Annotated in this window: 15 protein-coding genes and 1 pseudogene; 7 read left to right on the forward strand and 9 right to left on the reverse strand. The window is 62.5% G+C overall.

Annotation, left to right across the window (positions count from 1 at the left end; all coding sequences use genetic code 11):
* Window positions 1-33 precede the first annotated feature (33 nt).
* On the reverse strand, window positions 34-633 hold the full coding sequence (locus tag NL528_RS29965; protein WP_309177973.1) for an EF-hand domain-containing protein: 600 nt from the start codon (window positions 631-633) through the stop codon (window positions 34-36).
* Between NL528_RS29965 and NL528_RS29970 the strand changes: the two genes are divergently transcribed.
* The 3 genes from NL528_RS29970 to NL528_RS29980 all read left to right on the forward strand — a co-directional run bounded on the left by NL528_RS29970 (window position 572) and on the right by NL528_RS29980 (window position 2,279).
* Complete coding sequence (locus tag NL528_RS29970; protein ID WP_309177974.1) at window positions 572-799, forward strand: hypothetical protein; 228 nt, start codon at window positions 572-574, stop codon at window positions 797-799. The genes NL528_RS29965 and NL528_RS29970 overlap by 62 nt on opposite strands.
* Window positions 800-1,277: 478 nt before the next feature.
* Window positions 1,278-1,979, forward strand: coding sequence for a ribulose-phosphate 3-epimerase (gene rpe, locus NL528_RS29975; RefSeq protein WP_309177975.1), 702 nt, complete (start codon window positions 1,278-1,280; stop codon window positions 1,977-1,979).
* A 162-nt stretch (window positions 1,980-2,141) separates the two neighbouring features.
* Window positions 2,142-2,279 (forward strand): hypothetical protein, encoded by a 138-nt coding sequence (locus NL528_RS29980; RefSeq protein WP_309177976.1) that lies wholly within the window; start codon window positions 2,142-2,144, stop codon window positions 2,277-2,279.
* Between the two features lie 86 nt (window positions 2,280-2,365).
* Here the strand turns inward: NL528_RS29980 and NL528_RS29985 are convergent, their stop codons facing one another.
* From NL528_RS29985 to NL528_RS29995, 3 genes are all read right to left on the reverse strand, one after another.
* On the reverse strand, window positions 2,366-3,832 hold the full coding sequence (locus NL528_RS29985; protein ID WP_309177977.1) for a bifunctional serine/threonine-protein kinase/universal stress protein: 1,467 nt from the start codon (window positions 3,830-3,832) through the stop codon (window positions 2,366-2,368).
* Between the two features lie 3 nt (window positions 3,833-3,835).
* The gene (locus NL528_RS29990; protein WP_309185068.1) at window positions 3,836-4,576 is read right to left on the reverse strand and encodes a metallophosphoesterase family protein; all 741 of its coding nucleotides are present in this window, start codon (window positions 4,574-4,576) and stop codon (window positions 3,836-3,838) included.
* 156 nt (window positions 4,577-4,732) lie between these two features.
* A complete protein-coding gene (locus NL528_RS29995) occupies window positions 4,733-5,329 on the reverse strand; it encodes a TetR family transcriptional regulator (protein WP_309177978.1) in 597 nt (198 codons plus the stop codon).
* A gap of 404 nt (window positions 5,330-5,733) precedes the next feature.
* Here NL528_RS29995 and purB point away from each other — a divergent pair, with 404 nt between their 5' ends.
* Complete coding sequence (gene purB / locus NL528_RS30000) at window positions 5,734-7,041, forward strand: adenylosuccinate lyase (RefSeq protein WP_309177979.1); 1,308 nt, start codon at window positions 5,734-5,736, stop codon at window positions 7,039-7,041.
* A 199-nt stretch (window positions 7,042-7,240) separates the two neighbouring features.
* Here the strand turns inward: purB and NL528_RS30005 are convergent, their stop codons facing one another.
* The 3 genes from NL528_RS30005 to NL528_RS30015 form a co-directional block, all read right to left on the reverse strand.
* Window positions 7,241-8,074 carry an FTR1 family protein gene (locus NL528_RS30005; protein ID WP_309177980.1) on the reverse strand — a complete coding sequence of 278 codons (834 nt, stop codon included), beginning with the start codon at window positions 8,072-8,074 and terminating at the stop codon, window positions 7,241-7,243.
* 9 nt (window positions 8,075-8,083) lie between these two features.
* Complete coding sequence (locus tag NL528_RS30010) at window positions 8,084-8,440, reverse strand: cupredoxin domain-containing protein (RefSeq protein WP_309177981.1); 357 nt, start codon at window positions 8,438-8,440, stop codon at window positions 8,084-8,086.
* Between the two features lie 113 nt (window positions 8,441-8,553).
* Window positions 8,554-9,105 (reverse strand): cytochrome b, encoded by a 552-nt coding sequence (locus NL528_RS30015; RefSeq protein ID WP_309177982.1) that lies wholly within the window; start codon window positions 9,103-9,105, stop codon window positions 8,554-8,556.
* 202 nt (window positions 9,106-9,307) lie between these two features.
* Here NL528_RS30015 and murI point away from each other — a divergent pair, with 202 nt between their 5' ends.
* On the forward strand, window positions 9,308-10,096 hold the full coding sequence (gene murI / locus NL528_RS30020; protein ID WP_309177983.1) for a glutamate racemase: 789 nt from the start codon (window positions 9,308-9,310) through the stop codon (window positions 10,094-10,096).
* 116 nt (window positions 10,097-10,212) lie between these two features.
* Here the strand turns inward: murI and NL528_RS30025 are convergent, their stop codons facing one another.
* A complete protein-coding gene (locus NL528_RS30025; protein WP_309177984.1) occupies window positions 10,213-10,743 on the reverse strand; it encodes a hypothetical protein in 531 nt (176 codons plus the stop codon).
* Between the two features lie 549 nt (window positions 10,744-11,292).
* Here NL528_RS30025 and NL528_RS30030 point away from each other — a divergent pair.
* Complete coding sequence (locus tag NL528_RS30030; RefSeq protein WP_309177985.1) at window positions 11,293-11,634, forward strand: hypothetical protein; 342 nt, start codon at window positions 11,293-11,295, stop codon at window positions 11,632-11,634.
* A 703-nt stretch (window positions 11,635-12,337) separates the two neighbouring features.
* Here NL528_RS30030 and NL528_RS30035 read toward each other — a convergent pair.
* A pseudogene (locus NL528_RS30035) lies at window positions 12,338-12,772 on the reverse strand (IS110 family transposase); the annotation flags it as partial.
* Between the two features lie 220 nt (window positions 12,773-12,992).
* On the opposite strand from NL528_RS30035, the gene NL528_RS30040 reads away from it, so the two are divergent.
* Window positions 12,993-14,009: a transglycosylase gene (locus tag NL528_RS30040; protein WP_309177987.1), complete on the forward strand. Its 1,017-nt coding sequence runs from the start codon at window positions 12,993-12,995 to the stop codon at window positions 14,007-14,009.
* The last annotated feature ends 111 nt before the right edge of the window (window positions 14,010-14,120 follow it).

A 14,120-nucleotide genomic window follows, 5' to 3' on the forward strand; every position in this document is an offset into this window, starting at 1 on the left:
GCGGAAGTGCGCCGAAACCTTGCTGACAACGGCTTAGGCGCTGACCGAGAGCGATGCGGTGGCGGAGGATGCAATCGCGCTGGCCTCGCGCTGGATCATCTGCTCGATGAAATTGTAGGACGACGTCGCGGTGCTGGACGAAGTCGTTGCCGCAGGCGACGTCATCGTCACCTTTGAACCGTCAGCGTAGGTCAGCGAGGTGGTCGTGGAACCGTCGCTATTGGTGACGGAGGTGCTCGACCCGCCCTCCAGCGCCTGCAACAGCGGATCGGTGCTCGATGATCCGTCGCTGCTGGTGCCGCTGCTGCTGGAATCGCTCGATCCGTCCGAAGCGGCGACGTGGTGATGGTGATGCCCGCCCTTGCCGCCGGCGCCCTTCAGCGCGTTCGACATTTCGTCGAGGCTGACCGAGCCGTCGCCATTCTTGTCCAGCTTGTTGAAGACGTCGTCAGCCTGCGCGATGTTGGTGCCGCCGGCGCCGAGCGCGTTTTCGAATTCGGATTTTGAGATCTTGCCGTCGCCATCGGCGTCGATTTGCGAGAACAGGTCCTTCAGCGAATCCGAGGGGCTGGTGGACGTCGAAGTCGTCGACGAGGTCGAAGACTGGCTTTGCGCCGCCAGCAGCGCGCTCATCGTTTCCGGTGAGATCTGCGAAAAGCGGCTGCTGGATCCGGTGCTCGCGCTCGTGCTCTGGCTGGTCGAGGTCGCGGCGCTGCTGGAAAAATCGAACGGGCTGCTCGCACCCTGGCTAAAGCCGGTCGATTGCGTGGACGAGGATTTCGACGAAAGCAGCCCTTGAAGGGCATCGATGGCTAACGACGCGGCGCCAATGGCAGGCAACATGGCAGAACTCCGACAAGGCTGGACGACGCGGCCGTTAACTCACGCCAACTACTCAGCAAGCGCCGTGCCATGGTGAAAAACCCAATGAAACCGGCGCTTTTTGCATTTGGCCTGGGCTGGCATGGCAGGCAATTCGTGCCCGCTCCGGCAGATTTTTCCACCCCCGCGTTGAGATCTCCTCGCGCCGACGGCAGGCATTCGCACAAATTATCGGATCATGCGTTTTGGAAATCGGGCGTGGCTGCACTGGCTCCATTCGAACTCACGCGGGCTCGGTTCTGCCAATTTGTGCGCGGAACCCATTCAGCCCGACGGCTTCGCGTGGGACAATCTTTCTATCCTCGATACCCGGTCCCGCCCGCATTGCCCCCAGACTTTGCGCGTGTTACCCGAAACGTTCCGCACCTTCGAAATCAGCCTTCGGAAAAGCGCACATGTCCCAGCAATTTGCGTCACGTCCCCTCGTCATCGCGCCGTCGATCCTGGCGGCGGACTTTGCCAAACTGGGCGAGGAAGTCCGCGCCGTCGATTCCGCCGGCGCCGACTGGATCCATCTCGACGTGATGGACGGGCATTTCGTCCCGAACATTTCCTACGGTCCCGATGTCATCAAGGCGATGCGCCCGCACACAAAGAAGATTTTTGACGCGCATCTGATGATCTCGCCGTGCGATCAATATCTCGAGGCCTTCGCCAAAGCCGGCTGCGATCACATCACGGTCCATGCCGAGGCGGGTCCGCATCTGCATCGTTCGCTGCAGGCGATCCGCGCGCTCGGCAAGAAGGCCGGCGTCTCGCTCAATCCGGGCACGCCGGCAAGCGCGATCGAATATGTCATCGATCTGATCGATCTGGTGCTGGTGATGTCGGTCAATCCAGGCTTCGGCGGTCAGGCCTTCATTCGCTCGGCGCTCGGCAAGATCAGCGATGTCAGGGCGATGACCGCAGGCCGCCCGATCGATATCGAAGTCGACGGCGGCGTCGGCCCGGATGTGTCGGGCCAGTTGGCGGCCGCCGGCGCCAACGCGTTTGTCGCGGGCTCCGCGGTGTTCAAGGGCGGCAACGTGGACGCGTACAAGACCAATATTTCCGCGATCCGCAATGCTGCGGCCAGCGCGCGCGGCGAAGCAATCTAGCCGGCGATTGCCGTGTAAATGATAGCTCTGGTGCACTGCAGCAGTTCCCATGCTGCGCCGCCACATGCTCAATATTCGTGCGCCGCACCGTAGTGATCCGGGCTTCCCGGATTCAGCCAAATCAATGCACATACCGCGCTCGAATTCGCGGGAGTGCGCATCATGACGATGACCTATGTTTGGATCGGCGTTGCTTTGTGGCTCGGCTTGAACGTGGCGTTCGTCGCGCGGCGCATCTATGTGACACGACGGGTCAAGATCGCCGCCAACTTTCGCCGTACGCACGTGCGGCTGGTTTGAGTCCGTGGCGGGCGTGATTGCAAAGCGGCCGTCAAAGCGCAGGTGTCGCATTCCGCGGCGCCCGCATCCGGACCTCGAATATTTCTTCAGCCGCTACGAACGGCGGCGCCGGCCTCTGCTTCTTCTTGCCCATGCACCGCCGCCAGCCGCGGCGGCCGCACCACGGTGACCGTACAACCGGCCTCCGCCGCCACCCTGGCCGAGACGCTGCCGAGCAGCGCGCGCGCCAGCGAATTCTGCCGCGCGCCGATCACGACGTGGTCGACGTGATTGACCTCGACGAATTCCAGGATGGCGGAAGCGGGATCGACCGCCTCCAGTACATGCACCGTGAGCCGGCTTTCGTCGAGTTGCAATGGCGACGCCCAATGCCGGAGCGCGACAAGCCGGTCGATGTGCTTGTTGTTGCCCTGCTCGTCGAGCGTCTTGTCCAGCGTGATGCGGCCGAGCTTGAGCACGTTCAGGCAGGCAAGCCGCGCCGATGGCAGGGTTGCAAGGATCTGCTCGGCGGCCTTGCGCAGCGATTCGTTCAGCAGCCCCGCCCCTTCAGCAGTATCGAGGGCGACGGCCACGATCGGCCCCGACGCCAGTTGGGCGGCAAGATCGGATTTCGGTCTCGGTTGCGTCAGGCCGCGATTGAAGCGGCGCCGCCAGACCGTTGAGAGCGGATCGCGCATTTGGCGCTCCGATCGCGCGGTCAGCTTGATCTGCTCGGGATGGGCAAGTTCGAACGCCAGTTGCGATGCCGTCGGGTGCCGCCAGACCGGCTCGATCTCGAGACACCGCAGCACGATCTCCTGCAGCCAGGGCGGATAATCGGTCTTAAGCTTGCGCGGCGGATGCGGATCGCGCCACAGCCGCCGGCGCATGCCGCGCAGCGTTTCACCCTCGCCGAACGGCCGCTCGCCGGTGGTGAAGAAATACAGCAGCACGCCGAGCGAAAACAGGTCGCTGCGCGGATCGTCGCGTACGCCAAGCAGGCGCTCCGGCGCCATGTAGGGCGCGGTACCGTAGGGCAAGCGGAATTCTTCCTGCAGCAGATCGGGCAAAAGATTGTGATGCGACAATCCGAAATCGATCAGCACGCATTCGCCCGAGGGGCGAAACATGATGCTGCTCGGCTTGATGTCGTGATGAATGACGTGCTGCCGATGCAAATCGGCGAGCGCGGTCGCGATCTTGCCGCCGATCACCCTCGCCTCTTCGTATGGGATCGGCAGGTCGCGGAGCCGGTCGTACAGCGTGGTGCCCGGGATGCGCTCGATGACGACATAGGGCTGCCGGCCGAAATCGCCGGTGCCGAAACAGCCGGGGACGTGCGGTCCCGCCAGCCGCGGCAGGATCATCTGCTCCATTTCAAAGCTGACGATGGCGGCCGGATCCTCGCCCTCGGAAACCCGGGGGATTTTCATCAGCAGCGGCACGTTGATGCCGCGATGGGTCACGCTCCACAGCGTCGCCATGCCGCCGCGATGGACGCACTCCCCGATCGTAAAACCATCCAGCTCGGCGCCGGTCGCAATCAAAGGCCTGTTCCTCGAAGGTTTGGCCATCGCTCACCTCCCGACCAACAGCCGGTCGGCCAGCCAGTGCGGCAGGCCGTTGGCGCGAATCCGGCTGGCCGCGGTCTCGACGTCGTAGGGCACGCGGCAATAGGTGATCTCATGCGAGGTGGTATCGAGCATCGCAAACGCGGCGGCCGGGTTGCCGTCGCGCGGCTGCCCGACCGAGCCGATCACAGCGAGCCAGCGCCTGCCGCCGAGTAATTGCACGGGGACGCCGGAGGTCGGAACGAAGCTCGTCATCTTGGCGGCTGACGACATCGAATACAGCGCCGGCTTGTGGATGTGTCCGCAGAAGGTGATGTGGGCTTCGGTCGCCTCGAGGCTGCGCGCGGCCTCCGGCGTGCCCCGGACATAGCGCCACCGCGCCGGGTGGCTCGCTTCCGAATGAACGTAGAGGCGGTCGCCGTCCTGCCGGGTCAGCGGCAATTCGGCCAGAAACCGCCGCTGGTTCGCGCTGAGCCTGCCGCGGGTCCATTCGATCGCGGCTTGCGCTTCGGCATTCATGGTCTCGGAGGGAGTACCGATCGCGCTGTCATGGTTGCCGCGCACGGCCATGGCGCCGCGATCGACCAGATCCATCACCGTCTCGACCGTCGATTCCGGATCGGCGCCGTAGCCGACGATATCGCCGAGGCAGATCATGCGCTCGGCGCCGCGCGCCCGCGCCGCCTCCAGGCAGGCGCCAAAAGCCTGCTGGTTGGCATGGATATCGGTAAACAGCGCCAGCCGCACATTTTCCTCCGCGCTATCCGTACCGGACAGGCTTGTGCCAGATTTGATGGATGTCAAACAGCAGGCGATCCCAGGCCCGCAGCGGGTCCGAGACAAGGTCATATGCGGTGGGGTTGGTTTTGACGCGGTGCGGCGACGATCGCGCCGCCAATTCAATCAGCGTTTACGCGGCGCTTCCAGGCCTTTGAGCAGCAGCGCCAGCACGGCGTCGATCCGCCTGGCAAGCTCCGCCTCACTCCATTCCTCGGCATGGGCGGGATGGTGGAAACGACTGGTGGCGTCAAAAATCGCGCGCGCCGAAGCTTTGGGATCGGCGACCTGAAATACGCCCTGCTCCACGCCGTCGGACAGTATATGCACAATCTGGTCGACCAGGCCGTCCTTATGCGCCTTCACCACCGTGCAGGCTTCCTGTGCCAGCGTCAGGTAGGTCCTGAACATCTCGGGGTCGTCGCTGACCTTCTTGTGCTTGATCTCAAACATCGTGCGCAGCCAGCGTTCCAGCCGGGCGGGCGCCGGCCCCGCCTCCTCCGCAATCTTCTGAAGCGGCGCGTTGACGCGGTCGAGCCAGCGCTTTGCAACGGCCTGGCGCAGCGAAGCCTTGCTCGGAAAGTGGCGGTAGACGCTGCCGTGGCTGACATCGAGCGCACGGGCGACGTCGACCACAGTAGCCTTGGCGAGCCCATAGCGCCGCAACACGTCCTCGGTTACTTCGAGAATCCGTTCCGGCGTCAAAACCATTACTTCGTTCATGGGCCGCTCCGTTTGGTTCTCGCTGTCCCGCTTCGTTTAGTGAGTAAACTTGGCGGCCTGGGCCTCAAGATGGCGGGCGACGCGCAGGTTGAGCCAGCGTTGAATTTGGGCGGTCAAATAAAGAATTTCCATCGTCATCGGGGTAGTCCTCTTCAGCTCCGAAACCCGCCGTATCGGCCGGCGAGCCCTATATTTGACGCCCAGCCCTCGCGTCACAAAGTGATATAGCACATCTCGTTGACAGATTTCAATATCTGTTATTCAATAAACTGTGATTGGGATCCCCCTTGGGCGGGCGGCCCGGGCGCCTCGCACGCCGGCTCCCGGCCCCCGGCCCCAAGGTTTGTCTCACCTCGGCGGCTCTGTTAAAGCGCGGCGTAAAAAACAATTGCTGAGAGTCGACCATGATCCCCCGTTATACCCGCCCGGAAATGGCCTCGATCTGGGAGCCCCAGACCCGTTTCAAGATCTGGTTCGAGATCGAGGCCCATGCGGCCGACGCGCTGGCGGAACTCGGCACCATCCCCAAGGAAGCCGCCAGGACGATCTGGGCCAAGGCCAGGAATGCGACCTTCAACGTCGAGCGGATCGACGAGATCGAGCGCGAGACCAAGCACGACGTCATCGCCTTCCTGACCCATCTGGCCGAAATCGTCGGCCCCGAGGCGCGCTTCGTCCACCAGGGCATGACCTCCTCCGACGTGCTCGACACCTGCCTCAACGTGCAGCTCACCCGCGCCGCGGATTTGCTGATCGCCGACATCGACAAGGTTCTCGCCGCGCTGAAGAAGCGCGCCTTCGAGCACAAGATGACGCCGACCATCGGCCGCTCCCACGGCATCCACGCCGAGCCGGTGACGTTCGGGCTCAAGCTTGCCTACGCCTATGCCGAATTCACACGCGCCCGCGAGCGCCTCGTCGCCGCCCGCAAGGAAGTCGCGACCTGCGCGATCTCGGGCGCGGTCGGCACCTTCGCCCAGATCGATCCGCGCGTCGAAGAACATGTCGCCAAGGCGATGGGGCTTACGCCGGAGCCGATCTCGACCCAGGTGATCCCGCGTGACCGCCACGCGATGTATTTTGCAACGCTCGGCGTCATCGCCTCCTCGGTCGAACGCCTCGCCACCGAGATCCGCCATCTGCAGCGCACCGAGGTGCTAGAAGCCGAAGAGTTCTTCTCGGAAGGCCAGAAGGGCTCTTCCGCCATGCCGCACAAGCGCAACCCGGTGCTGTCGGAAAACCTGTCCGGCCTGTCACGGATGGTGCGCGCCTATGCGCTGCCGGCGATGGAAAACGTCGTGCTCTGGCACGAGCGCGACATCTCGCACTCCTCGGCCGAACGCATGATCGGCCCTGACGCCACCGTGACGCTCGATTTTGCGCTGAATCGTCTGGCCGGCCTGATCGACAAGCTTTTGATCTATCCCGCCAACATGCAAAAAAACCTCGACCGCCTCGGCGGCCTCGTGCATTCGCAGCGGCTCCTGATCGCGCTGACGCAAAAGGGCGCCAGCCGCGAGGACTCCTATAAATTCGTGCAGCGCAACGCCATGCCGGTATGGCGCGGCGAAGGCGATTTCCAGACGCTGTTGAAAAAAGACCCCGACGTGAAGAAATATCTGACCGACGCCGAGATCGAGGAGCAGTTCGACCTCGGCTATCACTTCAAGCACGTCGATACGATTTTCAGGCGCGTGTTCGGGGCGAGCTGATGGATAGGTCGTCATCCTGAGGAGCTTGCCAACGGGTCCGCGCGAAGCGCGGCCCGATGATAAACTCCGCAAGCGTCTCGAAGGATGGACACAACAATGGACTCGCGGCCATCCTTCGAGACGCGGCGAAGACGCCGCCCCTCAGGATGAGGTCCGAGATAGCTTCACAGCCTCTCAGGATGACGTGTACGCTGTGTCTCTAACTTCGCGCCGCTGACTGCGCCGGCTTCACCGGCGCGCCGTAGAGCCGCATCAGCACGAACGTTACCGCCAGGATCGCGAGATAGACCGTGAGCTGCATCGCCGTCGGCTGGTCGGTGTAGCCGATCAGGGTGTGCAGCGCGCGGCCGGGAATGCTGGTATCGGAGAGGATCCAGCCTGAATCCCAGACGACGTTGTCCATCGCCGTCAGCCAATTCGCCTTTTCCAGGAAGGCCGCCGCCTGCGCCGCCATGCCGGCCGCCAGCAGCGCGATCAGCACCGTCGTCGTCGTGAACAATTTCCGCATGGGAATGCGCACCAGGCCAAAATAGGTCAGCATGCAAATGACGGCGCCGAGCGCCAGCCCGGCAAAACCGCCGAGCGCGACGCTCCACGAAGTGTCGCTGCCGGCGGCGAGCACGCCATACAGGAACAGCACGACCTCGCTGCCCTCGCGCAGCACCGCGACGCCGACCACGATCGCGAGCGCCAGCAGCGACTTCGATCCTTCGACCACCGCCCGCCCCGCGTTGCGCAGTTCACCGGCCAGTTCGCTGCCGTGACGCGCCATCCAGACATTGTGCCAGGTCAGCATCACTACCGCGAGGCTAAGGATCGCGGCGTTGAACAGCTCCTGCCCCATGCCCGCGAACAGGTTGGACAGCGCGCCGGCAAAGCCAGCGACGACGCAGGCCAGCAGAACGCCGGCCAGCACGCCGCCGCCGATCCAGCGATTGCGATGCGGCACCGGGCGCGTCACCGCCAGCACGATGCCGACGATCAGACCGGCCTCGAAGACTTCGCGGAAAACGATGATCAGTGCGGCGATCACGGCGACGTCTTACTTCACCACCAGCGCGCCGCGGGCGGTCTTCTCGTTATACTCGTCGAAGAACTCGTAGCGGCCGGGCTTTTGCGCGCGCACATTGATGGTGGCGTCGCCGCCGGCGGCGACCACCTTCTCGACATGCAGCGTCTTGCTTTCGAATTCCATCGCCCCGGCGTCGAGATTTCTCAGCTTGATCGCGATCGGCGTGTTGGCGGGCGCGCCGATCTCGGCCGGATCGAATTTCCTGTCTTTGTAGCTCAGTTGAATCTCGACCGCGTTCTCTGCGTCCGCGGCGCCGGTAACGGCGACCGATACGAGAGCGACGGCGGCGAGTAGAGTTGCACTTGAGAGCATTCGCGAGAGAGACATGGCGGTTCTTTCATTGCGGCTGATGAGTTCGACCGATGCCTTACGCTGCCGGCAGCCGTCCCGAGAAGAGGCAAAAAGACGCGTATTTCTGGAGCGATTCTAAACCGCTTCGGTCAGCCGGCCGCACCATCCACCATGCGTGCGGCGACGCGATCGCGCCTGATGAAGTGATGCCATAGTGCGGCCGCCAGATGCAGCACGATCAGCGCCAGCAGCACATAGGCAAAGAAGATGTGGCGGTCCTCGTAGGCCGCCGCCGCGGCCTTGTCGGGCGAGGTAATCTGCGGGACGTGAAACAGCCCGAACCAGTCGGAATAATCCGGCGAGCGCGCACCGGAATGGGCCCAGCCCAGCATCGCCACCAGGATGGTGACGGCATACAGTGCGCCTTGGCTGACGCGCGCCGCGATCCGCTGCCAGCGCGACGTATCCGGCGGCAATTCCGGCGTCGGATTGACGCCGCGCCAGGCGAGCCGGATCACCGTCAAGAGCAGCACCAGATAGCCGATATCGGCATGGATCGAGCGGTAGAAGAAGCGGTCCGCACGCGCCGGGAAGTGGTTCATCCACCACCCGGATGCCAGCATGCCGATGATCGCGAACCCGAGAATCCAGTGGAAGGCGCGCGAGAGGGTGCCCCAGCTCGATGACGTATTTCGCAGCATATTTGGTTCGGGCTCCCGGCTTTCGGATCGCTCGTGCGTCGCGGTTTTGTCCGCGTCTGCAACGGCTTGCCCTGATAGCTTTGCGGCCCATGCAAGGCGATTTGAATCATTCAAAATTGGGCGGTGCAGCGACACCGCCCGGGAAGCCGCGGGGCCAGCAAAAACAACTGAATGGTAACCGCGGATCGGCTAGAATTGTGGCGTGCCAGTCCCTCCGACGATTCTCCTGTTCGATTCCGGCCTTGGCGGTCTCACGGTATTGCGTGAAATCGTCGGTGCCCGCCCCGATGCGCATTATGTTTATGTCGCCGACGATGCGTTCTTCCCCTATGGCCACCACAGCGAGGAGCAGATCATCGCCCGCGTGGTCCCGCTGGTCGGCGAATTGATCGCCGCCCACACCCCCGACCTGGTGGTGATCGCCTGCAACACCGCATCCACGCTGGTGATGTCGCACCTGCGCAGCGCATACAAAGTGCCGTTCGTCGGAACCGTGCCCGCGATCAAGCCGGCCTGCGCCTCTTCGAAGACCAAGCGCGTCTCCGTGCTCGGCACCAAGGGCACCGTCAAGCGCGAATACACAAGGAAGCTGATCCACGATTTCGCGTTAGGCTGCGAAGTGACGCTGGTCGGCTCGGCGGAGCTCGCCTCGCTGGCCGAGTCGGCGCTGAGCGGCGACGCGGTAAGCGATCGGGATATCTCGGCCGAACTCGCGCCCTGCTTTGTCGAGCACGGCGGAGCCCGCACCGACACCGTCGTGCTGGCCTGCACGCATTATCCGCTGCTGCTGGAGCGGCTCATCAAGCTCGCGCCCTGGCCGGTCGACTGGATCGATCCCGCGCCGGCGATTGCGCGGCGCGTCTCCGATCTGCTCGGCCCGCCGGGTAACGAAAGCGACGAGGCCGGCGCTGAAATGATCTTCACCTCGAAGCGGCCGCATACGCTGAGCAAGGCGCTGATGCCGTTTTTCGGCGGGCGCGTGCCTGCGTAGCCGCCCGAGGGCGGATTACGCATTGACGGAAAAGGTGACAGGCCGACCAAAATTGCCGCGTCACAGAAGATGACCGTGTCTCACTTATGGGGTGGGGCCTGCTTGCGGTCGACGCGTCAGCAGATTTTCTGGAAGCGCGCCCGCCAGCGCGGCACCTTGGCCGGCTGCAGCACGTAGCTTTTGCCCTCGGCCGAGATCGTCAGCGGCTGCCCGGAGCCCAGAAGATCTAAGACGCGATTTTCCAGCGCGCGCCATTTGTCTTCGTCAAACTCGGGATAGCCGAGGTCCGGTTGGTTGAACATCGTGGTGTTCGGCGGGAAGGACTCGGGACCGGCGTAGGTGAAGCCGGCGAAATCCATCTGCGTCTTGCCGTTGGCGATCGTGATCGAGGCCTTAGTGTGATCCTGTTTCGGCGCTCCCCCCGGATAGACCGCATCCATCTCGAAATGCGCGCCGCAGCCGATGCGAAATACTGTCTTGCCCCTGGTGTCGTAAAAGCCGAGCCATGGCTGATCCTGGCGGTCGATCTCGAATTTCCAGGCGCCCGTCCAAGTATCTTTCGATGTACCGCCGGCCGCCGATGCCGCAGACAACCCGAGCCACGATAGAGCGACAACGATTCCAAGCAACCTTGCATGCGGCGTCATGGCAAGCCCCCAACGCGATCCGCGATCATCCTAACACGAGAATGCGTATCGACCGGCTTGGCCGGCAAGGGCTCAGCCGACGTTGGGCCACACACGTTAGGCGCTCTAGGCCGCCCTCATGGGTCCTTAACGTGCATTCGGGGACCCGCACCGATGTCCGCTAGTGGCACAACTCGGACATGCCGCCGTGGTCGCTCTATGTCCGTTGTTGGGGGCAGAGCGGAAAACATATGCTCGCATTGAGCTTTTCCGGTTTTGACCCGGGCTGTGTGAAAACGTGAAATCTTGCGAACGCTGGAGAATCTACTTCTCAGATCACGCGGCACTGGCGCGCAGTATGCTCTCCGTAGTCTCAGAAGCGGCGTCAGAAGGAATGCTTTTCTCCGCAATGCGCCGTCGCGTTTTCACACAGCCAAGACCCAATCCGGACATTGTCTTGGAACATTTTATTGAGCGGTTCATGGGCTGCCGGGCTTGTAGAGCCGCTGAAGGACGCGCAGTTTTGTATCTACGCCCCCGGGCAGCAGGGCGATTGCGCGGCATCAAATCATGATCAGGAACGGACTTTATCTAGCTGAGACGACATTTCTGGACGGCGTGGAAGCCTACAACCGACATGTCATGGTGCTCCGTGATGGCACGATTCGCGGGGGCGGCGGATTTTATTATACCGTCGGAAGCTACACTTGTTCTGACGGCAAGTGGAAAGGTGAAATGACGAGCCGTGAGCATTCACCTATTTCTGGAACGTATCCATGGGCACGAAAGACTATCACCATTGGATTTACTGGAACCTATTCAGATGACGGTGCCGAGTTCGAAGCCACGGCACTGGCGGGCAAGCAATCCTTTCGGTTCAAATCCGTCTACCGGTTGCTATTCGCGGATTGAAAGAGTTGGTTGCAGCCTGGATGCCCTCAACATGGTGGCCCGTCTTGCGCGACAACCAACATCAGTGCCGCAATGGTCGCTTGCCATTCGGGGATGGCAGATTATCGATACTTGCCATGCCGACGAGGTGACTGATTGAGCCTCCGCTAGTGTCGGTTATTGGCACTGAACTGACCTCCAGCGGTGTCCGACTTGAGTCCGCTATCGGGGGGCATAGCGGACTATATGTGCTCCGAGCAAGTATTTCGCATTTTGACCCGAATGTATGGTCCGGCCGTGCGTTGCAAGAGGTTTCGTCGATCTGGTGGTAAGCGGTCTTGCATCAATGTATCCGGTCTCTAGTTGGAGCTGTTTTGCTCCGGACCATCATGGATATCAGCGCGCGTGCGTTCTCATTAGGCGACAGGCCTCGATTGGGCCATTTGGGTCACCAGTGTTCGCATGCGCCGGGAAGACCGATCCTCCATCTCGTCTCATCCTCTCGCAGACCTCGGCTGGAAACTGTTGATAGGGTTACGTCATCGCTTGCTCCTCATATCGCGCAGTTCCTTTGTTCGAGCCGAGGGCCGTTCCTTCGTCCCGGCCCGCAGAACGTCGATCGCGTCGCGCGCAGGGGCGGTCAAGGCCGGCCGTCGCGCTTGGCTTGCGGCTGGCTCCGGCGTTGCCAGGCTGCGCCTTGACCGCGCCGAGCACGGCGCGAGGATCAAGCGGGTCGGACGTCTGCATCGTCGGTCCTCGTCAGCTCGAAGGCGCGTCCTTTCGCCAGCACCGCCCAGGCGATGCGGGCAAGTTTGTTGGCGAGCGCAATCGCGAGCACGTTGTGGTGCAACCGCCTCTTGGCGGCTTCGATCCAGGATTTGAGCCCGTAACGTTCCCAGTCCTTTATCCTGACCAGCACAACCCATGCCGCCTGCACAAACAGAACGCGCAGGTAGCGATTGCCGCGCCTCGAGATTTTGCCGAGGATCGTGCGGTCTCCCGTTGAGATCTGCTTGGGCACCAGTCCGAGCCAGGCGCCGAAGTCGCGGCCTTTGGAGAATACGTCTCCAGTGCCGATCGCGGCCACCATGGCGCTCGAAATGATCGGCCCGATGCCGGGCACCGTCATCAGGCGCGAACATGCCTGATCTTGATGACTTCATCCGCGAGTGCGAGCATCGTGGGCGGGATGTCGAGGCCAAGAGCCTTGGCCGTCGCATTTAGGCAACAGCTCCAGTAAATGTGACCCATCCAAATCTTGTCCGTCGCCTCGCTTGGGACATTCCACTAAAAAACATCTAGCGTGGCGGACTAGCCTTGGACTACGGGGAACAGGCGTGTAGCGTTCTTTCGGGGACCGTGCCGCGGAGTTGGGGGCAATGAAAGCCTTGCAGGCCACCTGCATCGTGGGTGCCATAACATTCACGGGGATGATCCATCAGGTTGGCGGAAACACGCCAGGCGCGACCGTGCCGGAAGCGGCGGTGAGCGCCGGGACACCCGGTGCGCCGGTGCTCTCCGCCGCCGTGCCGGAGGTATCTGCCGGACCTGGAACAGCGCTTGGAGCAGAGCTTGGCTCGGTGCCCGGGGCGGTTTCCGGACCGTCGTTGATGGCCCAAGCCGAAATCGGCGACGATTCTATCGAGACAAAATCGGTGGACTTGGGCCACCATGATGCCGCCCAACCGGTGCCGACAACGCGCGATGCGTCCGGCGATGCCTCCAACCCGGCGCCGGTGACGCAGGATTTCCGGTATCTCATCTATTACGTCTGGTCCGAACTACCGCCTGCCGAGAAGCCGGCGGATATCGTCTTAAGTTCACTCAAGGACACCCCGGTCGGAACGCCGGTCGAGGAGATCAAGCGCGCTTCCGACGCTTTCGGTCTGGATTTCAATTTCATGAAAGCGGTTGCCAGGATCGAGTCCGGTTTCGACCCCAAACAACGCACCGGGTCGTATATCGGCCTGTTCCAACTGAGCAAATACGAGTTCAACAAATTCGGCTCCGGGCAGATTCTTGATGCCCGCGACAATGCCGTTGCGGCGGCCTACAAGGTCATTACCGAAGGCATTCTGTTCGAGTGGGTGACGCACAAGAAGCCGACCTTGAGCGATCTTTACTTGATCCATCAACAAGGCTGGGAAGGCGCCGCCGAGCACATCAGCCAACCTGATCGCATCGCTTGGAGATCCATGTGTGCCACCAGCGAAGGCATGGAGAAAGGCGAAAAATGGTGCAAACGCGCGATCTGGCGGAATACCCTTCCGGCCGTCAAACACGCGTGGAAATCGGTGGATAAGCTGACATCGGGGGCGTTCGTCGGAATGTGGCGCGAGCGGGTTGCTGATTTCTATTCGAAATACATGGCCGCCGCCGAACGGGCGAACCAGTAAATTTCCGTTGAGTGGTTGGCAGGAGTTGCCGCACCCGCGGGCCGAGCGGGGGCCTCACCGCCGCTGCGGCACGCGGTGCGGCTCCTCCACCGCTTCGAGCTGAGCGCGATA

This window comes from Bradyrhizobium sp. Ash2021 (genome assembly GCF_031202265.1).
Lineage (GTDB): Bacteria > Pseudomonadota > Alphaproteobacteria > Rhizobiales > Xanthobacteraceae > Bradyrhizobium.